Annotated in this window: 37 protein-coding genes and 1 pseudogene; 5 read left to right on the top strand and 33 right to left on the bottom strand. The window is 33.5% G+C overall.

The features are described from left to right. The 28 genes and pseudogenes from HMPREF2647_RS09720 to rpsJ form a co-directional block, all read right to left on the bottom strand. Positions 1–526: pseudogene (locus HMPREF2647_RS09720) on the bottom strand (DNA-directed RNA polymerase subunit alpha); the annotation flags it as partial. Between the two features lie 82 nt (positions 527–608). Next, entirely contained in the window at positions 609–998 is a 390-nt protein-coding gene (rpsK, locus tag HMPREF2647_RS09715; RefSeq protein ID WP_000101625.1) for a 30S ribosomal protein S11, read from the bottom strand. Between the two features lie 23 nt (positions 999–1,021). Continuing rightward, the gene (gene rpsM / locus HMPREF2647_RS09710; protein ID WP_002448629.1) at positions 1,022–1,387 is read right to left on the bottom strand and encodes a 30S ribosomal protein S13; all 366 of its coding nucleotides are present in this window, start codon (positions 1,385–1,387) and stop codon (positions 1,022–1,024) included. A 22-nt stretch (positions 1,388–1,409) separates the two neighbouring features. After that, positions 1,410–1,523: a 50S ribosomal protein L36 gene (rpmJ, locus tag HMPREF2647_RS09705; RefSeq protein WP_001829709.1), complete on the bottom strand. Its 114-nt coding sequence runs from the start codon at positions 1,521–1,523 to the stop codon at positions 1,410–1,412. Positions 1,524–1,554: 31 nt separating this feature from the next. Next, a complete protein-coding gene (gene infA / locus HMPREF2647_RS09700; RefSeq protein ID WP_001829792.1) occupies positions 1,555–1,773 on the bottom strand; it encodes a translation initiation factor IF-1 in 219 nt (72 codons plus the stop codon). A 199-nt stretch (positions 1,774–1,972) separates the two neighbouring features. After that, the gene (locus HMPREF2647_RS09695; protein WP_002448556.1) at positions 1,973–2,623 is read right to left on the bottom strand and encodes an adenylate kinase; all 651 of its coding nucleotides are present in this window, start codon (positions 2,621–2,623) and stop codon (positions 1,973–1,975) included. Between the two features lie 18 nt (positions 2,624–2,641). Continuing rightward, on the bottom strand, positions 2,642–3,934 hold the full coding sequence (secY, locus tag HMPREF2647_RS09690; RefSeq protein ID WP_070859996.1) for a preprotein translocase subunit SecY: 1,293 nt from the start codon (positions 3,932–3,934) through the stop codon (positions 2,642–2,644). Beyond that, positions 3,934–4,374, bottom strand: coding sequence for a 50S ribosomal protein L15 (rplO, locus tag HMPREF2647_RS09685; protein WP_017174842.1), 441 nt, complete (start codon positions 4,372–4,374; stop codon positions 3,934–3,936). The genes secY and rplO overlap by 1 nt, the downstream gene beginning before the upstream one ends. Before the next feature lie 19 nt (positions 4,375–4,393). Beyond that, positions 4,394–4,573, bottom strand: a complete 180-nt coding sequence (gene rpmD, locus HMPREF2647_RS09680) for a 50S ribosomal protein L30 (RefSeq protein WP_001096576.1) — start codon at positions 4,571–4,573, stop codon at positions 4,394–4,396. 16 nt (positions 4,574–4,589) lie between these two features. Continuing rightward, positions 4,590–5,090, bottom strand: a complete 501-nt coding sequence (gene rpsE, locus HMPREF2647_RS09675; RefSeq protein WP_002448405.1) for a 30S ribosomal protein S5 — start codon at positions 5,088–5,090, stop codon at positions 4,590–4,592. A gap of 20 nt (positions 5,091–5,110) precedes the next feature. After that, the gene (gene rplR, locus HMPREF2647_RS09670) at positions 5,111–5,473 is read right to left on the bottom strand and encodes a 50S ribosomal protein L18 (RefSeq protein ID WP_017174843.1); all 363 of its coding nucleotides are present in this window, start codon (positions 5,471–5,473) and stop codon (positions 5,111–5,113) included. A 31-nt stretch (positions 5,474–5,504) separates the two neighbouring features. Continuing rightward, the gene (rplF, locus tag HMPREF2647_RS09665) at positions 5,505–6,041 is read right to left on the bottom strand and encodes a 50S ribosomal protein L6 (protein ID WP_002448579.1); all 537 of its coding nucleotides are present in this window, start codon (positions 6,039–6,041) and stop codon (positions 5,505–5,507) included. Positions 6,042–6,065: 24 nt separating this feature from the next. Then, on the bottom strand, positions 6,066–6,464 hold the full coding sequence (gene rpsH / locus HMPREF2647_RS09660; protein ID WP_002448514.1) for a 30S ribosomal protein S8: 399 nt from the start codon (positions 6,462–6,464) through the stop codon (positions 6,066–6,068). 31 nt (positions 6,465–6,495) lie between these two features. After that, a complete protein-coding gene (locus tag HMPREF2647_RS09655; protein WP_001140799.1) occupies positions 6,496–6,681 on the bottom strand; it encodes a type Z 30S ribosomal protein S14 in 186 nt (61 codons plus the stop codon). 22 nt (positions 6,682–6,703) lie between these two features. Then, positions 6,704–7,243, bottom strand: coding sequence for a 50S ribosomal protein L5 (gene rplE, locus HMPREF2647_RS09650; RefSeq protein ID WP_002448593.1), 540 nt, complete (start codon positions 7,241–7,243; stop codon positions 6,704–6,706). A gap of 25 nt (positions 7,244–7,268) precedes the next feature. Next, positions 7,269–7,586 carry a 50S ribosomal protein L24 gene (gene rplX, locus HMPREF2647_RS09645; RefSeq protein WP_002448459.1) on the bottom strand — a complete coding sequence of 106 codons (318 nt, stop codon included), beginning with the start codon at positions 7,584–7,586 and terminating at the stop codon, positions 7,269–7,271. A 35-nt stretch (positions 7,587–7,621) separates the two neighbouring features. Continuing rightward, the gene (gene rplN / locus HMPREF2647_RS09640) at positions 7,622–7,990 is read right to left on the bottom strand and encodes a 50S ribosomal protein L14 (RefSeq protein ID WP_002432661.1); all 369 of its coding nucleotides are present in this window, start codon (positions 7,988–7,990) and stop codon (positions 7,622–7,624) included. A 31-nt stretch (positions 7,991–8,021) separates the two neighbouring features. Further along, positions 8,022–8,285 (bottom strand): 30S ribosomal protein S17, encoded by a 264-nt coding sequence (rpsQ, locus tag HMPREF2647_RS09635; protein WP_002448443.1) that lies wholly within the window; start codon positions 8,283–8,285, stop codon positions 8,022–8,024. Between the two features lie 26 nt (positions 8,286–8,311). Beyond that, positions 8,312–8,521, bottom strand: coding sequence for a 50S ribosomal protein L29 (gene rpmC / locus HMPREF2647_RS09630; RefSeq protein ID WP_000644737.1), 210 nt, complete (start codon positions 8,519–8,521; stop codon positions 8,312–8,314). Next, the gene (rplP, locus tag HMPREF2647_RS09625) at positions 8,511–8,945 is read right to left on the bottom strand and encodes a 50S ribosomal protein L16 (RefSeq protein WP_002448374.1); all 435 of its coding nucleotides are present in this window, start codon (positions 8,943–8,945) and stop codon (positions 8,511–8,513) included. Before rplP ends, rpmC begins: the two co-directional genes overlap by 11 nt. A 2-nt stretch (positions 8,946–8,947) precedes the next feature. After that, the gene (gene rpsC / locus HMPREF2647_RS09620) at positions 8,948–9,601 is read right to left on the bottom strand and encodes a 30S ribosomal protein S3 (protein WP_017174845.1); all 654 of its coding nucleotides are present in this window, start codon (positions 9,599–9,601) and stop codon (positions 8,948–8,950) included. Positions 9,602–9,624: 23 nt separating this feature from the next. Then, positions 9,625–9,978, bottom strand: coding sequence for a 50S ribosomal protein L22 (gene rplV / locus HMPREF2647_RS09615; RefSeq protein WP_001829734.1), 354 nt, complete (start codon positions 9,976–9,978; stop codon positions 9,625–9,627). A 30-nt stretch (positions 9,979–10,008) separates the two neighbouring features. Further along, the gene (gene rpsS / locus HMPREF2647_RS09610; protein WP_002448348.1) at positions 10,009–10,287 is read right to left on the bottom strand and encodes a 30S ribosomal protein S19; all 279 of its coding nucleotides are present in this window, start codon (positions 10,285–10,287) and stop codon (positions 10,009–10,011) included. 64 nt (positions 10,288–10,351) lie between these two features. Further along, the gene (gene rplB / locus HMPREF2647_RS09605; RefSeq protein WP_002448473.1) at positions 10,352–11,185 is read right to left on the bottom strand and encodes a 50S ribosomal protein L2; all 834 of its coding nucleotides are present in this window, start codon (positions 11,183–11,185) and stop codon (positions 10,352–10,354) included. Between the two features lie 36 nt (positions 11,186–11,221). Beyond that, the gene (gene rplW / locus HMPREF2647_RS09600; protein WP_002448403.1) at positions 11,222–11,497 is read right to left on the bottom strand and encodes a 50S ribosomal protein L23; all 276 of its coding nucleotides are present in this window, start codon (positions 11,495–11,497) and stop codon (positions 11,222–11,224) included. After that, a complete protein-coding gene (gene rplD, locus HMPREF2647_RS09595) occupies positions 11,497–12,120 on the bottom strand; it encodes a 50S ribosomal protein L4 (protein ID WP_002448327.1) in 624 nt (207 codons plus the stop codon). Before rplD ends, rplW begins: the two co-directional genes overlap by 1 nt. 27 nt (positions 12,121–12,147) lie before the next feature. Further along, positions 12,148–12,810 carry a 50S ribosomal protein L3 gene (gene rplC, locus HMPREF2647_RS09590; protein WP_002448523.1) on the bottom strand — a complete coding sequence of 221 codons (663 nt, stop codon included), beginning with the start codon at positions 12,808–12,810 and terminating at the stop codon, positions 12,148–12,150. Between the two features lie 27 nt (positions 12,811–12,837). Next, entirely contained in the window at positions 12,838–13,146 is a 309-nt protein-coding gene (gene rpsJ / locus HMPREF2647_RS09585) for a 30S ribosomal protein S10 (protein ID WP_001118667.1), read from the bottom strand. Positions 13,147–13,531: 385 nt separating this feature from the next. On the opposite strand from rpsJ, the gene HMPREF2647_RS09580 reads away from it, so the two are divergent. Continuing rightward, positions 13,532–13,924, top strand: a complete 393-nt coding sequence (locus HMPREF2647_RS09580) for a hypothetical protein (protein ID WP_017174846.1) — start codon at positions 13,532–13,534, stop codon at positions 13,922–13,924. Between the two features lie 57 nt (positions 13,925–13,981). On the opposite strand, the gene HMPREF2647_RS09575 is transcribed toward HMPREF2647_RS09580, so the two are convergent. Continuing rightward, positions 13,982–15,316 (bottom strand): NCS2 family permease, encoded by a 1,335-nt coding sequence (locus HMPREF2647_RS09575; protein ID WP_002448576.1) that lies wholly within the window; start codon positions 15,314–15,316, stop codon positions 13,982–13,984. A gap of 112 nt (positions 15,317–15,428) precedes the next feature. Then, positions 15,429–17,564, bottom strand: a complete 2,136-nt coding sequence (locus tag HMPREF2647_RS09570) for a DNA topoisomerase III (protein WP_070813346.1) — start codon at positions 17,562–17,564, stop codon at positions 15,429–15,431. A gap of 286 nt (positions 17,565–17,850) precedes the next feature. Here HMPREF2647_RS09570 and HMPREF2647_RS09565 point away from each other — a divergent pair, with 286 nt between their 5' ends. Together HMPREF2647_RS09565 and HMPREF2647_RS09560 are read left to right on the top strand one after the other, a co-directional pair. After that, positions 17,851–18,714 (top strand): GRP family sugar transporter, encoded by an 864-nt coding sequence (locus tag HMPREF2647_RS09565; RefSeq protein WP_017174849.1) that lies wholly within the window; start codon positions 17,851–17,853, stop codon positions 18,712–18,714. Between the two features lie 21 nt (positions 18,715–18,735). Continuing rightward, the gene (locus tag HMPREF2647_RS09560) at positions 18,736–19,527 is read left to right on the top strand and encodes a glucose 1-dehydrogenase (protein ID WP_019834801.1); all 792 of its coding nucleotides are present in this window, start codon (positions 18,736–18,738) and stop codon (positions 19,525–19,527) included. A gap of 68 nt (positions 19,528–19,595) precedes the next feature. Here the strand turns inward: HMPREF2647_RS09560 and HMPREF2647_RS09555 are convergent, their stop codons facing one another. Further along, positions 19,596–20,504, bottom strand: coding sequence for an AEC family transporter (locus tag HMPREF2647_RS09555; RefSeq protein ID WP_070813345.1), 909 nt, complete (start codon positions 20,502–20,504; stop codon positions 19,596–19,598). Positions 20,505–20,636: 132 nt separating this feature from the next. Here HMPREF2647_RS09555 and HMPREF2647_RS11230 point away from each other — a divergent pair, with 132 nt between their 5' ends. Together HMPREF2647_RS11230 and mspA are read left to right on the top strand one after the other, a co-directional pair. Further along, complete coding sequence (locus HMPREF2647_RS11230; RefSeq protein ID WP_101804312.1) at positions 20,637–20,804, top strand: SE1832 family protein; 168 nt, start codon at positions 20,637–20,639, stop codon at positions 20,802–20,804. Between the two features lie 72 nt (positions 20,805–20,876). Further along, the gene (mspA, locus tag HMPREF2647_RS09550) at positions 20,877–21,194 is read left to right on the top strand and encodes a membrane stabilizing protein MspA (RefSeq protein WP_019834800.1); all 318 of its coding nucleotides are present in this window, start codon (positions 20,877–20,879) and stop codon (positions 21,192–21,194) included. Positions 21,195–21,261: 67 nt separating this feature from the next. Here the strand turns inward: mspA and HMPREF2647_RS09545 are convergent, their stop codons facing one another. Continuing rightward, on the bottom strand, positions 21,262–24,435 hold the full coding sequence (locus HMPREF2647_RS09545; RefSeq protein WP_049420248.1) for an efflux RND transporter permease subunit: 3,174 nt from the start codon (positions 24,433–24,435) through the stop codon (positions 21,262–21,264). Between the two features lie 106 nt (positions 24,436–24,541). Then, positions 24,542–25,804, bottom strand: coding sequence for a lipid II:glycine glycyltransferase FemX (locus tag HMPREF2647_RS09540; protein ID WP_017174855.1), 1,263 nt, complete (start codon positions 25,802–25,804; stop codon positions 24,542–24,544). Positions 25,805–26,159 lie beyond the last annotated feature (355 nt).

Here is a 26,159-nt window from a genome sequence, read left to right as displayed (position 1 = left end):
CACGTTCAACAGGTGAATATAGTGAATCTACAGGAATTACACCAATTGGTAAATCACTAGTATTATTTTGTTCTGCTAATGCGTAACCTCTACCCTTATTAGCAACAAGACGAATTTTTAAATGTCCACCTTTAGACACTGTTGCAATTTTAAGTTCTGGGTTTAGAACTTCAACATCACTATCGTGAGTAATATCACTTGCTGTTACTTCGCCTTCATCTCTCACATCAATTTCTAATGTTTTATCTTCTTCAGAATAGATTTTTAATGCTAATTTTTTGATGTTCATAATAATTGTAGAAACATCTTCAACAACATTGTCTATAGCTGAAAATTCGTGTAAAACACCTTCAATTTCGATGTACTTAACGGCTGCACCTGGTAATGAAGATAGTAGGATACGACGTAAGGAGTTTCCTAGTGTAGTACCGTAGCCACGTTCAAGTGGTTCAACAACGAACTTACCGAATTTAGCATCTTCACTAATTTCAATTGTCTCAATTCTAGGTTTTTCAATTTCTATCATTTACAAAATCCTCCTTAATAACGTCGAATTAATTTTAAAATTGTTTCGCTCAGTGATTTGTAACAATAACAATCAATAAAAATTATACGCGACGACGTTTTGGTGGACGACAACCGTTGTGAGGTACTGGAGTAACGTCTCTGATTGCTGTTACTTCTAAACCAGCTGATTGTAATGCACGAATAGCTGATTCACGACCTGGTCCAGGTCCTTTTACTGTTACTTCAACAGTTTTCAAACCATGTTCCATTGCTGATTTTGAAGCAGTTTCAGATGCCATTTGAGCAGCGAATGGTGTTGATTTTTTTGATCCTTTGAAACCTAATGCACCAGCTGATGACCAAGATAAAGCATTACCAAATTCATCAGTGATAGTTACGATTGTATTGTTGAATGTTGAACGGATGTGTGCTACACCATTTTCAATATTCTTTTTAACTCTACGTTTACGAGATACTTGTTTACGTGCCATTTATATTTTGCCTCCTTTACCTATTATTTTTTCTTATTAGCTACAGTTTTAACTGGGCCTTTACGAGTACGAGCATTGTTTTTAGTTTTTTGACCACGAACTGGTAAACCACGACGGTGGCGAATACCACGGTATGATGAAATTTCCATTAAACGTTTAATGTTTAAGTTTTGTTCACGGCGTAAGTCACCTTCTACTTTATAACCGTCAACTACTTCACGGATACGACCTAATTCGTCATCTGTTAAATCTTTTACACGTGTATCAGCTGATACGTTAGCTTCTTCAACAATTTTTTTAGCTGTTGAAGTACCGATACCATATACGTAAGTTAATGAAATAACTACGCGTTTTTCACGTGGAATATCTACTCCTGCAATACGTGCCATATATTTTTACACCTCTCTTTTATTAACCTTGTCTTTGTTTGTGCTTAGGATTGTCACAAATTACCATAACTTTACCTTTACGTTTAATGACTTTACATTTTTCGCAAATAGGTTTTACTGATGGTCTTACTTTCATTTTTATACCTCCCTATATTATGGAGTGACGATTATTTATAACGATACGTAATTCTACCGCGTGATAAATCATACGGAGACATTTCTACTGTTACTTTGTCGCCAGGTAGAATACGAATATAATTCATTCTAATTTTACCACTTACATGTGCTAAAATTTCATGACCATTTTCTAATTCTACTTTAAACATAGCATTTGGTAAAGTATCAAGTACTGTACCTTCTAATTCTATTACATCTTGTTTCGCCATTGATTAACTTCCCCCTTTTTACAATAGTAAGGTAATCGTCAATAGACAACTTCAACGATACGAATCTAATATAGTGAATAGTTATTATAAGTTTAACAAAATGCGGGAATTATGATCGTCATACGACACTCAAAAAATAAATTCTTGCCAGAGAAACCTAATCAAAGTTCACATAAATCTAGATCGCACATTAGTTGAACTATTTTAATTGATCTAAGATATCAATGACATCTTTGGTTACTTCGTCAATATCTTTCGCACCATCAATGTTTTTCAATACGCCTTTTTCATCGTAGTACTCTAAAATTGGCTTAGATTGTTTAACATTAACGCTTAAACGATTAGATACTGTTTCTGGATTATCATCTTTACGTTGATAAAGTTTTCCACCATCGATATCACAAACACCATCAACCTTTGGAGGATTAAATACAAGATGATAAGTTGTACCACATTTCTCACAGATACGACGACCTGTAAGACGATTCATTAGCTCTTCCTCAGGAACTTCAATATTGATAACAGCATCAATATTTCTGTCAAGCTCAGACATAATATTGTTTAATGCCTCAGCTTGCTCAATCGTTCTAGGGAATCCATCTAATAAGAAACCTTTTTTTGCATCGTCTTCAGAAATTCTTTCTTTAACGATACCTACAGTAACTTCATCAGGGACTAATTCTCCACGATCCATGTATGATTTAGCTTCTTTACCTAAATCAGTTTCATCTTTAATCGCTTTTCTGAACATGTCACCAGTAGATATATGTGGTATTGGGAATTTCTTAACAATTTCACTCGCTTGAGTACCTTTACCAGCTCCAGGTAAACCCATTAAAATGATATTCATAAATTGCCCTCCTACAAATTATCTACCACCAAAGCCTTTATATTCTTTTTGACTCACTTGTGCTTCAAGTGATTTCATAGTTTCAATTGCTACACCAATAACGATTAATAAACTTGTACCACCAATTTGAATTGATTGAGGTAAATTCATAAATTTTGTCGCTATAATTGGAAGAATAGCAATAACTGCTAAGAAAATAGAGCCTACAAAAGTTAAGCGATAAAGTACTTTAGTAATATATTTTTTTGTTTGTTCCCCAGGTCTAATTCCTGGTACATAACTACCTTGTTTTTTCAAGTTGTCAGCCATTTTTTCAGGATTAACTTGAACAAAGGCATAGAAATATGCAAATGCAATAATTAATATAACATAAACAATCATACCATAAGTGTTTGAAGGGTTAGCATATTCTGCAATATTTTGCGCCCAATCAGCTTTAGGGAAGAACAATGTTAATGTTCTTGGCAATAAGAAGAATGCCATCGCAAAGATGACTGGAATAACCCCTGCAGAGTTTACTTTTAAAGGTAGATATGTTGCTTGTAATCCTAAACGTTGTGCAGATTGTTTTTTAGCATACTGAATTGGAATTTTACGTTTCGCTTCCAATACATAAATCGCTCCAATTGTTAATAAAATTAATCCAACAATTAAACCGATGACTTTTAACCATGCTAACGTTGTATCGTCATTACCAACAAATGCTTGTTGCACAAATTGGATAATTGATGATGGCAACGTTGATAAAATACCTGCAAAGATAATGATTGAAATACCATTACCTACACCAAACTGTGTAATTTGATCACCAAGCCAAATTAAAAATGCAGTTCCAGTTGTTAAAACTACAGCAATCAATAAATAACTCATGACAGATTGATGAATAATCAATTTACCGCCTAAATAGTTATTAAATTGAAATGCCATACCAATTGACTGTATAAATGCCAATATGATAGCGAAATAACGTGTTACATTGCTAAGCTTTCTTTTACCTACTTCACCTTGTTTAGCCCATTCAGTAAATTTAGGGACAATGTCCATTTGTAATAATTGCATTACGATAGAAGCAGTGATGTACGGCATTATACCCATAGCAAAGATAGAAAAGTTCTTTAAGGCTCCGCCACCAAACGTATTAAGAAGAGCAGCGACACCTTGATCAGAACCTTGCTGTTCAAAAGGCTCAGGATTAACTCCAGGAGCCGGAATATAAGTTCCTATTTTGAATATTACTAACATTGCTAATGTGAAGAAAATCTTGTTTCGAACTTCTTTAGTTTTAAAGAAGCTCACAAACGTTTGAAACATTAGATCACCTCGTGTGCTCCACCTTTAGCATCGATAGCTTCAACCGCTGAAGCTGAGAATTTGTGAGCTTTCACTGTCAATTTTTTATCAAGTGAACCATTACCTAGTACTTTAATACCAGATTTTTCATTCTTAACCACACCAGTTTCAACTAATAAAGCTGGAGTTACTTCAGTACCATCTTCAAATTGATTAAGTTGGTCTAAGTTAACAATAGCATATTCTTTACGATTAATGTTAGTGAAACCTCGTTTTGGTAAACGACGGAATAAAGGTAATTGTCCACCTTCAAATCCTGGTCTTACGCTACCACCTGAACGTGCTTTTTGACCTTTTTGACCGCGACCACTAGTTTTACCATTACCTGTACCAGCACCACGACCTACACGATTACGTACACGACGTGAACCTTCAGCTGATTTTAACTCATGTAATTTCATTATTTAGGCACCTCCTTAATTATTTTTCTTCAACTGTTAATAAGTGTTTAACTTTGTTGATTTGCCCACGAATTGCAGGGTTATCTTCAACAACTACTGAACTATTAGTCTTTTTAAGACCTAACGCTTCAACAGTTTTACGTTGTGTTTCAGGACGACCAATAACACTACGAGTGAGGGTAATTTGTAATTTAGCCATTATTTATTTTCCCTCCTTAATTATATAATTCTTCTACTGATTTGCCACGTAATTTCGCAACATCTTCAGCGTTTTTAAGGTTTTGTAAACCATTTAATGTCGCACGTACCATGTTGATAGGTGTATTTGAACCTAATGATTTACTTAAGATATCAGTGATACCTGCTAATTCTAATACGGCACGTACTGGACCACCAGCGATAACTCCTGTACCAGGTGCAGCTGGTTTCATAAATACGCTACCAGAACCATAACGGCCAGTGATAGTGTGAGGAGTTGTTCCTTCTACACGTGGAACTACTACTAAATCTTTTTTAGCTGCTTCTACAGCTTTTTTAATAGCTTCTGGTACCTCTTGAGCTTTACCAGTACCGAAACCTACACGACCATTTTTATCTCCTACTACTACTAATGCAGTGAAACGGAAACGACGTCCACCTTTAACAACTTTAGCAACACGATTAATTGTAACAACGCGTTCTTCAAATTCTTTCGTTTCTTCTTCTCTACGAGCCATGTATTTGTCCCTCCTTTAAATTAAAATTCTAATCCGTTTTCTCTCGCAGCTTCAGCTAACGCTTTAACGCGACCATGATATAAATAGCCACCACGATCAAATACGATTTCTTTGATACCTTTATCTGAAGCTTTTTTAGCGATTACTTCACCAACTTTAGTTGATAAATCAACTTTAGAAGTAGAATCACTAGCGATATCTTTATCTTGAGATGAAGCTTGTACTAAAGTTTCACCTTTAACATCATCAATAATTTGTGCATAAATATGTTTGTTTGAACGGTATACATTTAAACGTGGTTTTTCAGCTGTACCTGATAATTTAGTACGCACACGAGCATGTCTTTTCAAACGCACTTTGTTTTTATCAATTTTACTGATCATTGTATTACTCCTTTCTTTAGAGAGTTATCTATTATTTACCAGTTTTACCTTCTTTACGGCGAACATATTCACCTTGGTAACGGATACCTTTTCCTTTATAAGGTTCTGGAGGTCTTACTGAACGAATATTAGAAGCGATAGCTCCAACTTGTTCTTTAGATACACCAGATACTGTAACAGTTGTATTTTTCTCTACTGCGAAAGTAATGCCATCTTCAGCTTTAATTTCAACAGGATGAGAGTAACCAACGTTTAATACTAAGTCATTACCTTGCATTTGAGCACGGTAACCTACACCAACAAGTTCAAGAGTTTTAACAAAACCTTGAGAAACACCTTGTACCATATTATTTAATAACGCACGAGTTGTACCGTGAACTGTTCTATCTTCTTTAGAATCAGTAGGTCTTACAACTTCTAGAGTGTTTTCATCTTGTTTAAAAGTCATTCTTTCATCAAAAGTTCTAGTTAATTCACCTTTAGGACCTTTTACAGTAGCTGTTTGTCCGTCAAAAGTTACTGTAACGTCACTAGGGATGTCAATAATTTTCTTACCAACACGACTCATGTTATGGCACCTCCTTATTTATTATTACCAAACGTATGCGATGATTTCTCCACCAACGTTACGTTTTCTAGCTTCTTTATCAGTGATAACACCTTCAGAAGTTGAAACTAATGCGATACCTAAACCATTTAATACTTTAGGCACTTCGTTCGCTTTAGCATATACACGTAAACCTGGTTTTGAGATACGTTTTAATCCTGTGATAACACGTTCATTATTTTGACCATATTTTAAGAATAAACGAATAACACCTTGTTTATCATCTTCAACGTATTCTACGTTTTTAATGAAACCTTCATTTTTTAAGATTTCAGCAATTTGTTTTTTAATATTTGATGCAGGTAATTCTAATTTCTCGTGACGCACCATGTTTGCGTTTCTTACACGAGTAAGCATATCTGCGATTGGATCTGTCATAGTCATTTATTGTTGCCTCCTTTCAAACTCTTTTATCTTACCAGCTAGCTTTACGTACGCCAGGAATTTGGCCTTTATAAGCTAATTCACGGAAACAAATACGGCATAATTTAAATTTACGATATACAGAATGTGGACGACCACAGCGTTCACAACGAGTATATTCACGTACTGCATATTTTTGTTTTTTCTGTTGCTTAGCAACCATAGAAGTTTTAGCCACTTAATTAGCCTCCTTTTAGAGATTATTTACGAAATGGCATACCGAAGTTTGTTAACAATTCACGAGCTTCCTCGTCAGTGTTAGCAGTTGTTACGATAACAATATCCATTCCTCTTACTTTACTTACTTTATCATAATCGATTTCTGGGAAAATTAATTGTTCTTTAATTCCTAAAGTGTAGTTACCACGACCATCGAAAGCTGTTTTAGAAACACCTTGGAAGTCACGTACACGAGGTAATGAAACTGCGATTAATTTATCTAAGAATTCATACATTCTTTCTCCGCGAAGTGTTACTTTTGCACCGATTGGCATACCTTCACGTAAACGGAATGTTGCAACTGATTTTTTTGCTTTAGTGATTAATGGTTTTTGTCCAGTGATTAATTCTAACTCTTCAACAGCATTATCTAACACTTTAGAGTTTTGAACTGCATCACCAACACCCATATTTACAACGATTTTTTCGATTTTTGGTACTTCCATTACTGAACTATAGTTGAATTTTTTAACTAAGTTTTGAGTAACTTCAGTATTATATCTTTCTTTTAAACGGTTCAAAGTGGATCCTCCTTTCAACTAGTTATTAATTATTAGATTTGATTTCTTCGCCAGATTTTTTAGCGATACGAACTTTTTTACCATCTACAAATTTGTAACCAACACGAGTTGGTTCATTTGTTTTAGGATCTAATAATTGTACGTTAGAAACATGGATTGCTGCCTCTGTTTCTAAGATTCCACCTTCAGGATTTAATTGAGTTGGTTTTTGGTGTTTTTTAATAACGTTAACACCTTCCACAACGACGCGGTCTTTTTTAGGTTCAGTAGCGATTACTTTACCTTCTTTACCTTTATCTTTACCTGCGATAACTTTAACGTTGTCACCTTTTTTGATATGCATGTGGGCACCTCCTTAAATATTATGGTTTTAATAAATTATAGTACTTCTGGTGCTAATGATACGATTTTCATGAAGTTACCTTCACGTAATTCACGAGCAACAGGACCAAAGATACGAGTACCACGTGGGCCTTTGTCATCACGAATAATGACACATGCATTTTCATCAAATTTGATATAAGAACCATCGTTACGACGTACGCCTGATTTAGTTCTAACAACAACAGCTTTCACAACGTCGCCTTTTTTAACAACGCCACCTGGTGTTGCATTTTTAACAGTACATACGATGATATCGCCAATGTTCGCTGTTTTGCGACCAGATCCACCTAATACTTTGATTGTAAGTACTTCACGAGCACCAGAGTTGTCTGCTACTTTTAAACGCGTTTCTTGTTGGATCATTAGTTAAACCTCCCTTATCTCTAATCTTGTATTAAATAATTACTGATTCTTCAACAATTTCTACTAAACGGAAACGTTTTGATGCTGATAAAGGACGAGTTTCTTGAATTCTAACAATATCTCCTAATTTAGCTGAATTGTTTTCATCATGAGTTTTATATTTTTTAGAGTATTTTACTCGTTTACCGTATAATTTGTGTGTTTTGTAAGTTTCAACAAGTACAGTAATTGTTTTGTCCATTTTATCAGAAACAACTTTACCTACATAAACTTTACGATCGTTTCTTTCACTCACTTTTGTAACCTCCTCTTTCTTATACTTTATTGATTAGCTTTACTTTGTTCAATTTCTCTTTCACGAGCAACAGTTTTTAGACGTGCAATTGTTTTTCTAACTGTACGAATACGTGCAGTTTCTTCTAATTGACCTGTAGCTAACTGAAAGCGTAGGTTAAAAAGCTCTTCTTTTGAAGATTTGATTTGTTCTTCGATTTCTGAAGTGGTTAAGTCTCTAATTTCCTTAGCTTTCATTTGTTTCACCACCCAATTCTTCACGTTTTACAAACTTAGTTTTTACTGGAAGTTTGTGACTTGCTAAACGTAATGCTTCACGAGCTACATCTTCAGATACACCAGCGATTTCAAATAAAATACGACCTGGTTTTACAACTGCGATCCAGCCTTCAACAGCACCTTTACCAGCACCCATACGTACTTCTAAAGGTTTTTTAGTGTAAGGCGTATGTGGGAAGATTTTAATCCAAACTTTCCCGCCACGTTTCATGTAACGTGTCATAGCGATACGAGCAGATTCGATTTGACGAGATGTGATCCAAGAAGTTGTTGTAGCTTGTAAACCATACTCACCAAATGTTACAAAGTTACCGCCTTTAGAACGACCAGTTGTTTTTGGACGATGTTGACGACGATATTTAACACGTTTTGGTAGTAACATTATTATTTTCCTCCTTCACTAGTATTCTTAGTAGGAAGAACTTCACCACGATAAATCCATACTTTAACACCTAATTTACCATAAGTAGTGTCTGCTTCAGCATGTGCATAATCAATGTCAGCACGTAAAGTATGAAGTGGAACAGTTCCTTCTGAATATTGTTCAGCACGAGCAATGTCAGCTCCGCCTAAACGACCTGATACTTGAGTTTTGATACCTTTTGCACCAAGTTTCATAGCTCTTGTAATAGCTTGTTTTTGTACACGACGGAATGAAGCACGATTTTCTAATTGACGTGCGATATTTTCTGCTACTAAACGAGCATCCATATCAACTTTTTTAATTTCCACAACGTTGATGTGTACTTTTTTATCAGTTAAGTTATTTAATTTATTACGAAGTTTTTCAATTTCTGAACCGCCTTTACCAATTACCATACCAGGTTTACCAGTGTGGATTGCGATGTTAATACGGTTAGCAGCACGTTCAATGTCAACGTGAGAAACTGACGCTTCTTTTAATTCGTTATCAATGAATTTACGGATTCTTAAATCTTCGTGTAATAAAGAAGCGAAATCTTTTTCAGCGTACCATTTAGCTTCCCAATCACGGATAACTCCAACACGAAGTCCGATAGGATTAATTTTTTGACCCACAGTATTCCCTCCTTAAATAGTTATTAAGCTTCTTTAGCTTCTTCTTTACCGTCACTTACGACGATTGTAATGTGGCTTGTACGTTTGTTGATTGCACTTGCACGACCTTGTGCACGTGGACGGAAACGTTTTAAAGTTGGTCCTTCATTTGCATATGCTTCTTTAACAACTAATTCATCTGTATTCATGTCATAGTTATGTTCAGCATTTGCTAAAGCGGACATTAATACTTTTTCAATTACTGGTGATGAAGCTTTATTAGTTAATTTTAAAATAGCAATAGCTTCTCCAGCATTTTTACCTCTAATTAAGTCAAGAACTAATCTTACTTTACGAGGTGCGATTCTGATTGTTCTAGCAACCGCTTTTGCTTCCATTAGGATATCCTCCTCTACTTATATATATTATTATCTACTAGTTTTTTTATCGTCAGCTGCATGTCCTTTAAATGTACGAGTTGGAGCAAATTCACCTAATTTGTGACCAACCATATCTTCAGTTACATAAACAGGTACATGTTTACGACCATCATATACTGCAAAAGTATGACCGATGAAATTTGGGAAAATTGTAGAACGACGTGACCATGTTTTGATTACTTGTTTCTTTTCACTTCCGTCTTGAGCTTCTACTTTTTTCATTAAATGATCATCAACGAAAGGTCCTTTTTTAATACTACGAGCCATTTGGGCGCCTCCCTTCTTATTGTGTGCGTGCAGCTGTTAAGCCGCACACTCAAATAAGTTGTTATTATTTTCTCTTACGTCCACGAACGATAAGTTTATCAGATGATTTTTTACCGCGACGTGTTTTCTTACCAAGCGTTGGTTTACCCCATGGTGACATTGGAGATGGTCTACCGATAGGAGCACGACCTTCACCACCACCGTGTGGGTGATCGTTAGGGTTCATTACAGAACCACGAACTGTTGGACGGATACCTTTCCATCTTGAACGACCAGCTTTACCAGCGTTAACAAGTTCATGTTGTAAGTTACCAACTTGACCGATTGTAGCACGGCAAGTAGATAAAATCATACGTACCTCACCAGAACGTAATCTGATTAATACATATTTACCTTCTTTACCAAGTACTTGTGAACTTGCACCTGCTGAACGAGCAATTTGTCCACCTTTACCAGGTTTTAATTCGATATTATGAATTACAGTACCAACTGGAATATTTTGTAATGGTAAAGCATTACCAACTTTGATATCTGCTTCAGCACCACTTTCAACTGTTTGGCCTACTTGTAATCCTTTTGGTGCAATAATGTAACGTTTTTCACCATCAGCATATACTAATAAAGCAATGTTAGCTGAACGGTTTGGATCATATTGAATTGAATCAACTTTAGCAGTGATTCCGTCTTTATTACGTTTGAAGTCAATTACACGATATTGACGTTTATGTCCTCCACCATGGTGACGAACTGTTAATTTACCTTGATTGTTACGACCCGCTTTTTTCGGTAGCGGTTGTAATAATGACTTTTCAGGTGTAGTCTTCGTGATTTCAGCGAAGTCTAACGTAGTCATATTACGACGACCATTTGTAATTGGCTTATATTTTTTAAGAGCCATTGTCGCTTACCTCCTTAATGGTAATATTATTTTATTTTAGTTGAATAAGTCGATTGAACCTTCTTTAAGTTTTACAATCGCTTTTCTTCTTTTATTTGTATAGCCTTGATAACGGCCCATACGTTTTTTCTTTGGTTTGTAGTTGATGATATTTACACTTTCAACTTTAACGTCGAAAATTTCTTCAACTGCAATTTTAACTTGAGTTTTGTTAGCACGAGTATCTACGTCAAAAGTATATTTATCTTCAGCCATTGCTTCAGAAGATTTTTCAGTGATTACGGGGCGCTTAAGAACATCTCTAGCTTCCATTATCCGAGCACCTCCTCAACTTTTTTCGCAGCTGATTCAGTAATGATTACACTGTCAGCGCTAGTGATATCTAATACGTTTAATCCTTGAGCAGTACTTACTTGTACGCCAGGAATATTACGTGCAGATAATTCAACATTTACATCTTCGTTTTCTGTTACTACTAACACTTTTTTAGGTTGTTCAAGTGTAGTTAAAACATTTTTAAATTCTTTTGTTTTTGGTGCATCAAAACCAAAAGTATCAACGATTGTAAAGTTGTTTTCTTGAACTTTGAAAGATAATGCAGAACGTAATGCTAAACGACGCATTTTCTTAGGCATTTTGTATGAATAGCTTCTTGGAGTTGGTCCGAAAACGATACCACCACCACGCCATTGTGGAGCACGGATTGTACCTTGACGTGCACGTCCTGTACCTTTTTGTCTCCATGGTTTACGTCCACCACCACGAACAGCTGAACGATTTTTCACTGCGTGTGTACCTTGACGTAAAGAAGCACGTTGTAAATTGATTGCTTCGAAAAGAACACTGTTGTTTGGTTCGATTGCGAAAACTGAATCGCTTAATTCAACTGAACCAGATTTTGATCCGTCTACTTTTAATACATCATAATTAGCCATTATGCTTTTTCCTCCTTTCGCTACTTATTATTTATTACCTTTTTTAATTGAAGATTTAATTTCTACAAAACCTTTTTTAGGTCCAGGTACATTACCTTTTACTAAAATAACATTGTTATCAGTATCAACTTGAACAACTTCTAAGTTTTGAACTGTAACTGTGTTACCGCCCATACGTCCAGGCATTTTTTGACCTTTAAATACTCTTGAAGCATCTGAAGCCATACCTACTGAACCTGGTGCTCTGTGGAAATGAGAACCGTGAGCCATTGGTCCACGACCTTGACCATGACGTTTAATTGCACCTTGGAAACCTTTACCTTTTGAAGTTCCTGTAACATCAATAATGTCTCCAGCTTCAAAAGTATCTACTGTGACTTCTTGACCTACTTCGTATTCATCAACATTAACGTTTCTGAATTCACGAATGAAGCGCTTAGGTGCTGCGCCAGCTTTTTTAGCGTGACCTTCAGCTGGTTTATTTGCATATTTATTTGATTTAGCATCTTTTTTATATGCTTGTTTGTCTGCAAAACCTACTTGGATAGCATTGTAGCCATCAACTTCTTCAGTTTTCTTTTGTAATACTACGTTTTGATTTGCTTCTACTACTGTAACAGGGATTAATTCACCGTTTTCTCCGAATACTTGTGTCATCCCAATTTTTCTTCCTAAGATTCCTTTGGTCATCGAAAGTCCACCTCCTAAATTGATCTATTATAATTTAATTTCGATGTCTACACCAGATGGTAAGTTTAAGCCCATTAAAGCATCAACTGTTTTTGGTGTTGGGTTAACAATGTCGATTAAACGTTTGTGTGTACGTTGTTCGAATTGTTCACGAGAATCTTTATACTTGTGCACCGCACGAATAATTGTATAAACAGATTTTTCTGTTGGTAACGGAATTGGTCCAGATACATCTGCACCAGAACGTTTAGCAGTTTCAACAATCTTTTCTGCTGATTGATCAATTACACGGTGATCATAAGCTTTTAATCTGATTCTGATTTTTTGTTTTGCCATAATTTTCCCTCCTTGTTCGTCTACATTGAAGTGATAGACTTCTCCACGAAAACTATCTCACACAACGCCATGGCAAAGCGGCCGGGTGTGTCAGTAACCTTTCGCTTCATCGCTTTCTTCAAGTCCAACATTAAATATGTTACAAGAAAAACACTGATAAATCAAGGTTTTTCTTTAACTTTTTTTATTTACGTCTAACACATACTTAAGTATTGTACTGGAAATTTTTATGTAGTTCAACCATTTTGAGTAAATTTTTTCCCTTTTTTCTATAAACCTTTATAATAGATATAGAGAGTAATGAATTTTGAAATTATAGCTATACATTTTTAATGCTAATTTATTTTAAAATTCATGAACTTTATCGGAGGTGAATATAATATAAATGAAAAGAAATGTGAAACTTACTTTAGCAATTATTAGTATCTTCTTAATAGCTAGTGAATTTTTCTATGGTATTCCTTTTTTAGGAGGCTCAGTTATTCTTGGGTTTGGTTGGCAACCTTTATTATTAAATGCTTTACTTTATCTTATTTTAGGAATCATTCTATTAGTAGATTCTCAAAACACAATTAAGCCAATGGCAATGATTCCATTTATTGGATTAATTGGATCATTTGTTGCTTTTCTACCTATTATTGGTATGTTTACGCATTGGATACTATTTTTCTTAATGGTATTCTTTATATTTGTTGTACTCAACGCCCCAACTTACATTCCTAATAAAGATTCTAAAGTTATTTATACACAATACAAAAAAGATGATAAAAATAATTAATAATTTCAATATTAAAAAGACACATTTAATTCAAAAATTAAATGTGTCTTTTTATGTCTAACCGTGTACAAACACGAAGTATAAAATAAATAATACCATTAATACATACATGATAGGATGAACTTCTTTATGTTTTTTAGTAATTAACATTGTTATTGGATAGAAGATAAACCCACATGCAATACCTGTAGCAATTGAATATGATAAAGGCATCATAATGATTGTAATGAATGCTGGTACTGCTACTTCAAATTTTTTCCAATTAATTTCAGCAAAGTTTGCCGCCATTAAAATACCAACTACAACTAACGCTGGTGTTGTTACTGCACTTGTAACGACTTCGATTAGCGGACTAAAGAATAATGCTAATAAGAAACAAAAACCAGTTATGATACTTGCAAAACCTGTACGTGCTCCTACTGCAACACCAGAAGTAGATTCAATATAAGAGGTTGTTGTTGTTGTACCAAAAATAGCTCCAACAATTGTAGCAAGCGAGTCTGCAAATAATGCTCTTCCAGCCCTTGGTAATTTATTGTCTTTCATTATACCTGCTTGGGTTGCTACTGCTACTAAAGTACCTGCAGTATCAAAGAAATCAATAAAGAAGAACGTTAAAATAACAATAAGAAATTGGATTGTAAATAATTGGCCTGGATCTTTAAATGCTTCAAAAGCTGCTCCAAATGTAGGTGTAATACTTGGAATTTTACCTACAATACCTGATGGTGTATGAATTTGACCCGTAATCATCCCTACAATTGCAGTTATAATCATACCAATAAAGATTGAACCTGGAACCTTTCTAGCATATAAAATGATTGTTATAGCAATCCCAAATATAGCTAAAAGTACTGATGGTTTAGTTAAATGACCTAATGTTACAAGCGTTGAATCATTTTTTACAATAATACCTGCACTTTGTAAACCTACAAAAGTAATAAATAGCCCTATACCTGCCGAAACCGCCATTTTCATTTCATAGGGTATTGCATTAATAATTATTTCCCTCAATCCAGTTGCTGTTAATATCGCAAAGAATATACCTGAAAACAGCACACCTGTTAAACCGATTTGCCAAGGAATTCCCATTGTTAAAACAACTGTAAATGCAAAGAACGCATTTAACCCCATCCCTGGGGCAAGCGCAATCGGATATCTTGCAATCAGTCCCATGAATAAAGATCCTACAAAGGCTGCTAATGCTGTCGCTACAAAAATGGCACCTTGATCCATTTTCATATCACCAGATATACCTTTAACACCTGCTAAACTTAAGACTTGAGGATTCACGGCTAATATATAAGCCATTGATAAGAAAGTTGTGATACCACCGATGATTTCTCTTTTGTAGTTAGTACCATACTCGTCGAATTGGAAGTATTTTTTCACAGCTTTAAACTCCTTTTTTTGAAATACTTTAATAGTTTAATATTACTTACTTAAAAAAACAATACTAAAAGCGAACTTTTATCGACTTATTTCATTATAAGTTCGATTTTAGTTAAAATTTTAAGTTCTTTAATGCATCTTTAAAAGGATTATTATCCAATTCATCATGATTATTCATATATTTTTTCATATCTTTTTTAGAAACTTTACCATTATTTTTATTTTTCAATCGTTGATCCATTTGTGCTTGGGTTTCAGTATGACCGCATACACATCGGTAGACCGCTTCTTTTCCTCTTCCAAACAATGTCATTTTCTTTTTACAGTTAGGACAACGTGCATTCGTTTTACGTTGAATATTCTTTTTAGTGTGACAGCTAGGGTCTTGACACACTAGCATTTGACCGTTTTTAGTTTTTACTTTTATCATAAATTTACCGCAATTGGGACATTCAGTAGAAGTTAAATTATCATGTTTATATTTTTGATCACTATGTTTGATTTGCCCAACAATTTCTTTAGTAAAATCTTTCATCTCATTAATAAATTGTTTAGCGTTATATTTACCTTTCTCAATAGAAAGTAATTTTTCTTCCCATTCTGCAGTCATTAAAGGAGAAGTCAGCGCTTTAGGAGAAAGCTCTAATATTTGTTTTCCTTTAGATGTCACTTTTAATTTTCCATCTTTTGATTCTATTGCATTAATATTGAATAGTTTTTCAATAATATCTGCACGCGTCGCTACTGTTCCAATTCCTCCCGTCTTATGAAGGGTATTAGCGTACTTTTTGTCATTCAATTGAATATAATTTTGTGGGTTTTCCATCGCCTTAAGTAAGCTACCTTCATTGAAATATTCAGGAGGTGTTGTTTCATGTTCGCTTACTTTGACTTGTTGTACATGATAGGTCTCATCCTTGCTAAAAGTGATAGTCTTATTAGCAGTTGAATCATTGTTACTAAGTGCTTTAAATCCTAATTTACGTGTGACGTTTTTGGCATGTTTAAATTGATATTCTCCTACTTTTAAAATAACCTGTGTCGCTTCATACTGATAAGGATCCATTAATGTTTCTAAAAATCGTTGTGCAACCATTAAATATAGTTTTGTTTCTCTGTTAGTTAATGTATCAAAGTTGGGTCTAATTTCAGTTGGGATAATCGCATGATGGTCTGACACTTTTTGATTATTAAAAATATGCATCTTAGTTGTAAATGACTTAGTCAATAACTGACGAGCATGTGATTTATAATCAGTCGCTAATAAGGCTTGGAGACGTTCTTGTATGGTATCTGTCATATCGTTAGACAAGTAGTTAGAATCTGTTCTTGGATATGTTAATAGTTTATGACGTTCATAAAGACTCTGTAAGGTATTTAAAGTTTCTTTGGGTCCCATTTTAAATCGCTGGTATGATGCTTGTTGTAAATCAGTTAAATTATATAAAGGTTTTGCGTAAGATTTTTTTTGATTAATTGAAACATCTTCAATCTGACCTGATTGTCCTTCTATTTTTTTAGATAATTTTTGTATTTCTTCTTTATTAGTAAATCTTTGATTCGTTTGAATATCAAATATAGCGTCATTTACATTTAAAGAAAGTGTGTAATACTTTTGAGGTTTAAAATGATTAATTTCTTGTTGTCGATGATAAACCAGTTGAATCGTTGGTGTTTGTACTCTTCCTAATGAAAGTTGAGCATCATATTTAGTTGTCAGTGCTCTAGTAGCATTAATACCCACTATCCAGTCCGCTTCACTTCGTGCAAGAGCTGCTTGATACAAGTGATTATATTCACGTCCATCTTTTAAATGTTTAAAGCCTTGTTGTATTGCTTTTTTAGTCACCGAACTAATCCATAAACGTTTAATTGGCTTTTTATTTTTTACTTTATCTAAGATGAGACGTGCTACCAGTTCTCCTTCACGTCCAGCATCTGTAGCAATAATAATGTCTTTCACATCTTTATTTAATATTAAAGATTTTACAATTTTAAATTGTTTACTTGTCTTACCTATGACCACAGTATGCATTTGCTTAGGTAATATAGGTAAATCTTCTAATTTCCATTCTTTATATGTTTTATCATAATGTTCTGGTTGCGCATTTGTTACTAAATGACCTAAAGCCCATGTCACTATATAGCAATGATTTGCAATATATCCATTATGTTTTTCTTTAATATTTAGTGCTTCTGCAATATCTCTCGCTACTGAGGGTTTTTCCGCTAGAATTAATGATTTCATTCAAATTTCCTTTCGCATTCTTACTTTTTATTTTCATACGTTTAATATTGTAACATGTATAGCAATAGTGTTACTTTCCATCTCAACTTATTAATTTAAAGTAAAACTCCTATATTAAATTCAGCTTACTAAAATACTTAGGCTATACATTTTTATAATATTAGTCTTTTATATTTTATAAAAAAATGAGCAATTGCGTTTTATATCAATCACAAATAATATAAAATATTCACCAAGTGTTATGGAAAGGAAAGCACTTATTTTTGAAAAGGAGAGTGAGTAATAAATGCAGATTATTAACATATTAATCGCCTTATTACCTGCATTATTTTGGGGAAGTCTCGTATTAATCAATGTATTTGTAGGAGGAGGTCCATACAATCAAATTAGAGGTACAACGTTAGGTACATTGGTTATTGGTTTAATCTTACTTCTTACAGGTCATGCACAATTTGATAACCCTACTGTCATCATTGTAGGGTTAATTTCTGGTGCAATGTGGGCATTCGGTCAAGGAACTCAATTACAATCTGTTAACCTTGTCGGCGTATCTAAAACAATGCCTATTTCTACTGGTTTACAATTAGTAGGTACAACTTTATTTAGTGCTATCTTTTTAGGTGAATGGAGTACTGGATTACAAGTTACTTTAGGACTTATTGCAATGGTTTTATTAGTAACAGGGATTGCCCTTACATCACTAAAAGGAAAAAATGAGCGTTCTACAAAAGATCCTAATTTTAGTAAAGCAATGGTGATTCTAGTTGTAGGTACATTAGGTTATGTAGGTTATGTAGTAATCGGGAATATATTTGGCGTAAATGGTACTGATGCCTTATTCTTCCAATCAGTTGGTATGGCTATTGGTGGATTTTTACTTTCAATGAGACATGAAACAAATATTAAATCTACCACACTTAATATTATTCCAGGGATTGTTTGGGGAATAGGTAACTTATTTATGTTCTATTCTCAACCTAAAGTTGGTGTAGCAACAAGTTTCTCATTATCACAATTATTAGTTATAGTTTCTACTCTTGGTGGTATATTCTTATTAGGTGAGAAAAAAGATCGACGCCAAATGATTGGGATTTGGTCAGGTATTGCGTTGATTATCATCGCAGCAATTATATTAGGAAACTTAAAATAAGTATATTGAGGAGGTCATACAATGTTTTCTGAATTAGAAAATAAAGTTGTTGTTATTACTGGCTCTGGCAGTGGCATAGGAAAAGCAATGGCGGAAGTTTTTGGTAAAGAAAAAGCGAAAGTAGTCTTAAATTATAGATCAGAAAGTCATATGAAAGAACTTGATGCCCTTCAAGAAACAATCAAAAAATCTGGCGGTGACTCAATTACGGTGCAAGCCGATGTTTCAGTCGAAGAAGATGTGAAACGATTAGTAGAAACGGCTGTTAAAGAATTTGGAACAATTGATATCATGATTAATAATGCTGGTTTTGAAAAAGCCACTCCAAGTCATGAAATGTCTATGGCTGAATGGCAAAAAGTTCTTGATATTAACTTAACTGGTGCATTTATTGGTTCACGTGAAGCGGTAAAACAATTTTTAAAAGAAGATAAGAAAGGTATTATTATTAATACTTCAAGCGTGCATGATACCATTCCTTGGCCAAATTACGTTAACTATGCTGCAAGTAAAGGCGGTCTTAAGTTAATGATGGAAACAATGTCAATGGAATATGCCCAACACGGTATTCGTATTAATAATATCTCTCCAGGTGCCGTTGTGACTGAGCATACAAAAGAAAAATTCTCTGATCCAAAAACACGTGCCGAAACATTAGAAATGATTCCAGCTAGAGAAATCGGTGATGCAAAAGATGTAGCAAACGGTGCATTGTTCTTAGCTTCTAATTTAGCTAGTTATGTTCATGGAACAACATTATATGTTGATGGTGGTATGATGAACTATCCTGCATTTATGGGTGGAAAAGGGTAATCATACTATAAAGTAAAAAAGCAAGCGATGATTAAAAATCGCTTGCTTTTTTCATATATATATAGTTTTTATACAAAGATAGCTTGATAAATATATATAATAATAATACTTATCACAATAGAAATATTAGTAACCATTCCAACTAATGGTAATGTTTTATATTTAAATTGAATTGAATATGGAATAATTGCCACACCCACAGGAAGTAACCATGTAATTAATAACGTTGTTTTAATCATATCATCCGATGTTGGTAAAAAAAAGTGGACTAATAAACCAGCAATACATCCAAGTCCGTAATGGACAATTAAATATTTCACTGCAATTGGTAAAAATTGCTTTTCAATTCTGAAGCTCAACATAATTCCAAGTAAAATCATTGATAATGGCATGTTCGCTTTAGAAATAATGGTAAAAAAGTCAATTGAAGCTTTTGGTAAATGAATATTAGCCATATTAAGTATAAACATTACAATATAAGTAACGAGTGGTACTGAAGAAATTAACTTTTTCCCTAAAAATTTGAAATTAAATTGATCACTACCTTCACTGTAATAACTACCTACAAAGTAAGTGACTCCAAACATAATAATTGCCCCACCGATATCGGCCATACCAAAATAAATCATACCATTTTCAGGCCAAATTGTTTCTACAAGTGGATAAGCAAATAAACCAATGTTTAATGACGCTGCCATCATACCTACTGAACCCTTGACATGATTATCATATTTTCTAAATAATGCAACAATAATTACTTTGGCCAATATGCCATAGATGAGCATCATAATTGGTAAAATAGAAAATGATAAATCAAGATTCGCACTATTTAAATTGACAATAACTAAAGAAGGTAATGTGACATTCAATACAAGCGTAGACAATACTTGACTATCTGCAGACTTAATAAAATTAATACGTTTAAGTAAGTAACCTAATGCAATTAACAAAATAATGATTATAAATTGCTCAGTCACAATTCATCCCTTCTTCCCTAATATTCCATTACAACTAATTACTCTAACACAATTAACAGTATTTTTAGAAGTTACTTGTTTCATGCTATAATCATTACTAATCATATTAATAAATAAGGAGTTCGACTAGACATGGACTTAGAATCACAATTAGCTGAGCTTAAATACGATTATATTCGTTTACAAAATGATTTAGAGAAAAAAGAATCACTAAATCAACAGATTGATCCTTTAGTAAAACAATTAGAAGAAATTGAAAAAGAAATTTCAGACATACGTTCAAAATTACATCAGAAATAATTTTTCAATATATCTAGGCATGAAAGTTCATGAATGCTATGATATTAGTCGTAATAGAAAGGATGTCATCAAGTGAAAATATACTTAATTTTATTACCCATACTGTATCTTATTGTAAGTTATATCAGTATTTTTAAAATGAAATCAATGTTCGTACATATTTTACGTCTTATTATGGGAATATTATTATTATTTGTAGTAGCTATCACTACGATCCAATTTCCTAGTGAAAATTGGTGGGTATTTGTTGTATTGCTTCTTCTTGTAGGAAATGTAGAAGTTACAGCTTTTAAAGCACTTAAAAACGATTATAAAGGTGTTTCAATTTTAAATATTATATCTATTATTATTTTTGTAATATATATTATTTTAACTTTTACTATGTATTAATAAAAAAGCAATTGAACGTATGTGCATACGTCTCAATTGCTTTTTTTGACTTATCCTAAATTTATCTTTATTTACGTGTAAGTTTGTTTTTTAAAGTAAAGAGTATTTCATAGATAACTGGCACTACGATTAAGGTTAGTAGTGTTGATGATACTAATCCACCTATGACTGTAGCGGCCATTCCTTTAGAAATTAGAATTGAACTATTTTGCCCAAATAATAATGGTAATAATGCACCGATTGTTGCAACTGCAGTCATCAAAATAGGTCTAATTCGGGTTCCACCCGCTTCAATTAAAGCTTCTTTCATTAACATACCTTGTTGTTCATTTGAAATCACTCTATCAATTAATACAATTGCATTTGTAACAACAATACCAATTAACATCAACATACCAATTAAACTTGGTACTGAAATGGTTTCTCCGGTAATCAATAATGCAAATACTATACCAATAGCTGTAAATGGTAATGAGAATAGAATTGTAAATGGTGCTAAACCACCTTTGAATGTGATAACCAACACAAGATACACAATAACAATAGCAATAAGCATTGCAAAAGCGAGTTGGCTCATAGCTGTATTAATATCATCTGTTGCACCACCAACATTAAACTTAACGTTATTAGGTTTATCAATTGTATTGATTTCACGCATCACTTTACTAGAAGTTCCACCAACATCAGAAGCGGTAATTTTACCTGAAATTGTTGTAGCATAATCGCCATCTTCTTGAACAAGTTTACTTGGTGTTGTTGTTTTGTTTAGACGTGCAATATCTTTTAATTTAACAGTTTCTCCACTTGGTGCATGTAAGTCGATGTTTTCTAGTTTATTTTGAGACCAATTTGTTTGTTTATTCTGTTTTACTTTTACATCTATATTATTACCATTTTCTTTAACAGTTGTAATTGTTTTTTCTGGTAAGTTCTCATTTAAATTCAATGCTAATTGTGCAGCTGAAATACCTTTATCTGTTGCTTTATTTTGATCTACTTTGATTTCATATTGATCATAGGTTTGTGATAAATCTGAATTGACATCTGCTACACCTTTAATGGATTTCATTTTATTTTCAACTTTAGTTACTGTACTTCTAATTGCATCAGTAGAAGATCCTTTAACAGTTACGTCCACTGAATTGTTTCCAGCTCCTGTACCTAAGTCTTGATTTTTCCATTTACCTGGGTTTTTCATTTTAGAAAGATGTGTAACCACTTTATCTGGTTCTTCCTCAAAGTGCGGCGTATCCGAATCATATTCCACCATAATAGCCATGCTATTCGTACTTCCCGTTGGATCTGCTGGAGAAGGTCCCCCTACAGAAAATTGAACTGTTTTAACTTTATCTTTACTTTGAAGGTATTTTTGAGCTTTTTCAGCATGTTTAAGTACTGCTTCTTCAGTTTCTCCTGGTTTAGGTGTATAAGTTAACGCTAAAAACTTATCTTCCCCTGTAGAAATATAACTTGTTCCTAATTTAGCTGCACCAATTCCTATACTCGCAATTAATATAACAATACTAATAATAAGAACAAGCCATTTATGATTAAGTGACCAACCAAGTACTCGTTTATATCCCTTACTAATCCCTCCTAATTTATTTTCTTCATTAACATTGCCCTTTATGTTTATTCCATTTTTAAAGAATGTTGAGGCAAGGGCTGGCACAACAGTAATAGAAACAAGAAGCGAAGCCAGTAAACTAAATGTGATAGCTAACGCAAATGGTCGGAACATTTCACCTACTGAGCCGGAAACAAAAGCTAGCGGTAAGAAAACTATAATTGTAACAATCGTAGAAGATAAAATAGGTTTAAATACCTCTCTCGTTGCACTAATAACTAAATTGTTCCCTTTTAATTGTTCACTTGGATCTGATAATCGTCGATAGATATTTTCTACTACAACAATAGAATCATCTATGACCCGACCAATCGCAATCGTCAATGCACCTAAAGTTAAAATATTAAGTGATACATTACTTAATTTCAGTGCAATAAGTGCAATCAAAATAGATAACGGAATTGAAACGATAGATATCGCTGTTGTTTTAATATTTCTTAAGAATAATAAAATAACAATAATTGCGACGATGGTACCTAATGCCGCTTTTTCAATCATAGTATATAATGAATCTTCAATTGGTTTAGCTGTGTCCATTGTTTTTGTAGCTTTGATATCACTATTATTCTTAACAAACTCGTCTATTTTCTTTTGCGTTGCTCTAGCCACTTGAACTGTATTTGCATCTTGTGCTTTCATTACTTGTACGTTCACTGCGTCTTTACCATTTGTTTTTGAAATAGAATCTCGTTCATCGCCCACAGTGATGTTAGCTAAATCTTTAAGTGGCACGCTTGGCATTTGACCATTTGTTCCTTTTAAAGAGCTATTCGTTTGCGATTGACTTGCACTAGATGATTGACTACCTTCTTGGCCAGTACTACTAATACTATTATCGTTAGAATCACTTGATTGTCCTTGGCCTGCTATAGAAAGCGGGATGTTTAAATCTTTTAATGCACTGACTGATTTAAATTGACCATCCACAACAAGGGATTTTTCATTATTTCCAAATTGGAATAAACCGAGTGGTGTTTCTCTTGTCGCTGTCTTAATGTAATTTTCAACATCCTCCGCAGATAACCTTACTTTATCCAATTCCTTTTGTTTAAATTTTAAAGTAACTTGACGTGTAGTTTGTCCATTCAGTTGTGCACTTTGAACACCATCAACAGTTTGAAGTTTAGGTATTAATTGTTCATTAATTTCCTTTGTAGTGGTTCTTAAGTCATTACTCTTATTTGTAAATGAGTAAGCTACGATAGGAAAAGCATCGATAGAATTACGTATTAATTCTGGTTCGCTTACTCCATCTTTAAAATCGATTTTGTCTATTTCTTTTTTCAGTACTTCTTCAGCTTTATCCATGTCAGTTCCGTTGTTATATTCAACTTTCACAATTGAAGCATTAGGTATCGATTGTGTTTCTACACTTTTTACATAAGCGAGTGATCTGACTTGTTTATCAATTTTCGAGCTAATTTCACCTTGTGTCGTTTGAGGTGTAGCGCCTGGCATCGTCGTTTGGACAGAAATAATTGGGTTTTCAACATCAGGTAATAATTCTAATTTAAGTTTAGCACTTGAATATATGCCACCTATAATGACTAAAAGAACCATTAAGAAAATAGCAAACTTATTACCTAATGAAAATTGAAGCATTTTTTTAATCATTTAATTACTTCTCCTATAATAAGTTATTAATATTGGTAAAAAAATCTGAACGTTTCTTTATAGAATCGTTCAGATTAAATACTGTATCTACAATACTGTAAATTAATTATTTACGTTTTAATTTGCGAGAGAGTTTAATTTTGGCTTTTGTAAGTCTTGGTTTAACTTGTTCGATTAATTGATATAACGGCTGATTTAAGACATAATCAAACTCACCAATTTTTTCACTTAAATAAGTGCCCCATACACGTTTAAAAGCCCATAATCCATAGTGTTCAGAATCTTTTGATGGATTATTATCTGTGCCACCAAAGTCATACGTTGTTGCACCATGATCTCTTGCGTATTTCATCATTTCATATTGCATATGATGGTTCGGTAAGAAATCACGATAATCATTTGAAGAAGCTCCATATAAGTAATATGATTTTTTACCTGCAAACATAAGTAATGCGCCTGATAAATATACGCCTTCTGGATGTTCTTGATTTAATCTTTCTAAATCTTCTTTTAATTCAGTTGTCTTAGAAATCTTATTTTTTACATCATTTAATTTGTTAGCTGTTTTTTTATCATTTGGACGTGCTTCTGACTTCGCTTCTAGTTTAGTTTTTTCTGCTTCTTGAGCTTCTAGATCTTTATTCGTTTCATCAAGCACTTGTTGTGGCTCTAATTTCACTAAGAATAATTCTGCATCCCCATCTTCATGTAATGAGTCATAAATATTCTCAAAATAGCTAATATCACGTGTTAAGAAGCCATCACGTTCACCCGTAATTTGCATTAATTTCGCAAATGTTTTAAGCCCTTCACGATTTGAGTGTTCAACTTTAGTACCTCGTTTAAGCGCCAATCTAACTTTAGAACGATTACGACGTTCAAAGTTTTGAATAATTTCATCATCCGTCTTATCAATAGGTGTAATCATTGTCATACGAGGTTGAATATAGTCTTTTGATAATCCTTCTTTAAACCCTTTATGTTTAAATCCAAGCATTCTTAAATTTTTAAGTGCTTCTGTGCCATGTTCTACTTCAACATCTGGATCAATCTTAATCGCATACGCTTTTTCTTCTTTAGCGATTTTTTTTGTTTCATTTAAAAGTGCTCTCAGTACATCTCTATCATTATAATCGGCTACGAATCCACGTGATACGTAGCATAATGTAAATGGTAACTTCGGTATCTTTTTAAATAATAACTGTCCTACACCTTTAATTTCACCATTTTCACCTACTGCCACACGTTTTGAATACCATCCAGTTAAGCGCTTTGTCTCTGCCCACTTTGTCAGTTGCAATAAATCACCATTCGGATGAGTTTTTACAAATTCGTCATGTTCCTGATTTGTGATATTCATCTTTTCCATGCTATATAAAACTCCTTTATCTTTGCATTACTTATCATTATACATTGTAGATTTGAGAGTGTCGACAAACTCATAATAGAAGTTGAATTTTCTTCAAAAAGCTATTCTTTTTGTTATACTTAATGAATGAAAAACACTACTATTTTTTATTAAAGAGGTTTTTAAAATTGAGAAATATAATTTTACTTATATTTATTGTATGTAATGCTATTGCAATAATTTATACAATGGCTCATCCTTTAACTATAAATTTTTTTAGTCTGAGAGTGATGTTTGTCGCTTTATCACTTGTACTTACCATTTTATTTATATTATTAAAAACAAATCGTTTTTCTTTAATATTAAGCTTAATCTC

It is taken from the genome of Staphylococcus sp. HMSC035D11 (genome assembly GCF_001836075.1).
Classification (GTDB): domain Bacteria; phylum Bacillota; class Bacilli; order Staphylococcales; family Staphylococcaceae; genus Staphylococcus; species Staphylococcus hominis.
Note: the sequence above shows the minus strand (reverse complement) of the source record. Positions and strands in the feature narration are given on the sequence as shown.

Excerpts from the sequence above, each read along its gene's own strand:
- secY (WP_070859996.1), bottom strand. The coding sequence starts at position 3,934 with ATGTTTCAAACGTTTGTGAGCTTCTTTAAAACTAAAGAAGTTCGAAAC.
- infA (WP_001829792.1), bottom strand. The coding sequence starts at position 1,773 with ATGGCGAAACAAGATGTAATAGAATTAGAAGGTACAGTACTTGATACT.
- rplP (WP_002448374.1), bottom strand. The coding sequence starts at position 8,945 with ATGTTACTACCAAAACGTGTTAAATATCGTCGTCAACATCGTCCAAAA.
- HMPREF2647_RS09545 (WP_049420248.1), bottom strand. The coding sequence starts at position 24,435 with ATGATTAAAAAAATGCTTCAATTTTCATTAGGTAATAAGTTTGCTATT.
- rpsH (WP_002448514.1), bottom strand. The coding sequence starts at position 6,464 with ATGACTATGACAGATCCAATCGCAGATATGCTTACTCGTGTAAGAAAC.
- rplC (WP_002448523.1), bottom strand. The coding sequence starts at position 12,810 with ATGACCAAAGGAATCTTAGGAAGAAAAATTGGGATGACACAAGTATTC.
- HMPREF2647_RS09570 (WP_070813346.1), bottom strand. The coding sequence starts at position 17,564 with ATGAAATCATTAATTCTAGCGGAAAAACCCTCAGTAGCGAGAGATATT.
- HMPREF2647_RS09565 (WP_017174849.1), top strand. The coding sequence starts at position 17,851 with ATGCAGATTATTAACATATTAATCGCCTTATTACCTGCATTATTTTGG.
- rpsK (WP_000101625.1), bottom strand. The coding sequence starts at position 998 with ATGGCACGTAAACAAGTATCTCGTAAACGTAGAGTTAAAAAGAATATT.
- HMPREF2647_RS09695 (WP_002448556.1), bottom strand. The coding sequence starts at position 2,623 with ATGAATATCATTTTAATGGGTTTACCTGGAGCTGGTAAAGGTACTCAA.
- rplN (WP_002432661.1), bottom strand. The coding sequence starts at position 7,990 with ATGATCCAACAAGAAACGCGTTTAAAAGTAGCAGACAACTCTGGTGCT.
- rpsM (WP_002448629.1), bottom strand. The coding sequence starts at position 1,387 with ATGGCACGTATTGCAGGAGTAGATATTCCACGTGAAAAACGCGTAGTT.
- rpmC (WP_000644737.1), bottom strand. The coding sequence starts at position 8,521 with ATGAAAGCTAAGGAAATTAGAGACTTAACCACTTCAGAAATCGAAGAA.
- HMPREF2647_RS09540 (WP_017174855.1), bottom strand. The coding sequence starts at position 25,804 with ATGGAAAAGATGAATATCACAAATCAGGAACATGACGAATTTGTAAAA.
- HMPREF2647_RS11230 (WP_101804312.1), top strand. The coding sequence starts at position 20,637 with ATGGACTTAGAATCACAATTAGCTGAGCTTAAATACGATTATATTCGT.
- rplB (WP_002448473.1), bottom strand. The coding sequence starts at position 11,185 with ATGGCTCTTAAAAAATATAAGCCAATTACAAATGGTCGTCGTAATATG.
- rpsE (WP_002448405.1), bottom strand. The coding sequence starts at position 5,090 with ATGGCTCGTAGAGAAGAAGAAACGAAAGAATTTGAAGAACGCGTTGTT.
- rpsS (WP_002448348.1), bottom strand. The coding sequence starts at position 10,287 with ATGGCTCGTAGTATTAAAAAAGGACCTTTCGTTGATGATCATTTAATG.
- HMPREF2647_RS09560 (WP_019834801.1), top strand. The coding sequence starts at position 18,736 with ATGTTTTCTGAATTAGAAAATAAAGTTGTTGTTATTACTGGCTCTGGC.
- rplF (WP_002448579.1), bottom strand. The coding sequence starts at position 6,041 with ATGAGTCGTGTTGGTAAGAAAATTATTGACATCCCTAGTGACGTTACA.
- rplD (WP_002448327.1), bottom strand. The coding sequence starts at position 12,120 with ATGGCTAATTATGATGTATTAAAAGTAGACGGATCAAAATCTGGTTCA.
- rplV (WP_001829734.1), bottom strand. The coding sequence starts at position 9,978 with ATGGAAGCAAAAGCGGTTGCTAGAACAATCAGAATCGCACCTCGTAAA.
- rpmD (WP_001096576.1), bottom strand. The coding sequence starts at position 4,573 with ATGGCTAAATTACAAATTACCCTCACTCGTAGTGTTATTGGTCGTCCT.
- rplO (WP_017174842.1), bottom strand. The coding sequence starts at position 4,374 with ATGAAATTACATGAGTTAAAATCAGCTGAAGGTTCACGTCGTGTACGT.
- rplW (WP_002448403.1), bottom strand. The coding sequence starts at position 11,497 with ATGGAAGCTAGAGATGTTCTTAAGCGCCCCGTAATCACTGAAAAATCT.
- HMPREF2647_RS09580 (WP_017174846.1), top strand. The coding sequence starts at position 13,532 with ATGAAAAGAAATGTGAAACTTACTTTAGCAATTATTAGTATCTTCTTA.
- rpmJ (WP_001829709.1), bottom strand. The coding sequence starts at position 1,523 with ATGAAAGTAAGACCATCAGTAAAACCTATTTGCGAAAAATGTAAAGTC.
- rpsJ (WP_001118667.1), bottom strand. The coding sequence starts at position 13,146 with ATGGCAAAACAAAAAATCAGAATCAGATTAAAAGCTTATGATCACCGT.
- rplR (WP_017174843.1), bottom strand. The coding sequence starts at position 5,473 with ATGATCAGTAAAATTGATAAAAACAAAGTGCGTTTGAAAAGACATGCT.
- rplX (WP_002448459.1), bottom strand. The coding sequence starts at position 7,586 with ATGCATATCAAAAAAGGTGACAACGTTAAAGTTATCGCAGGTAAAGAT.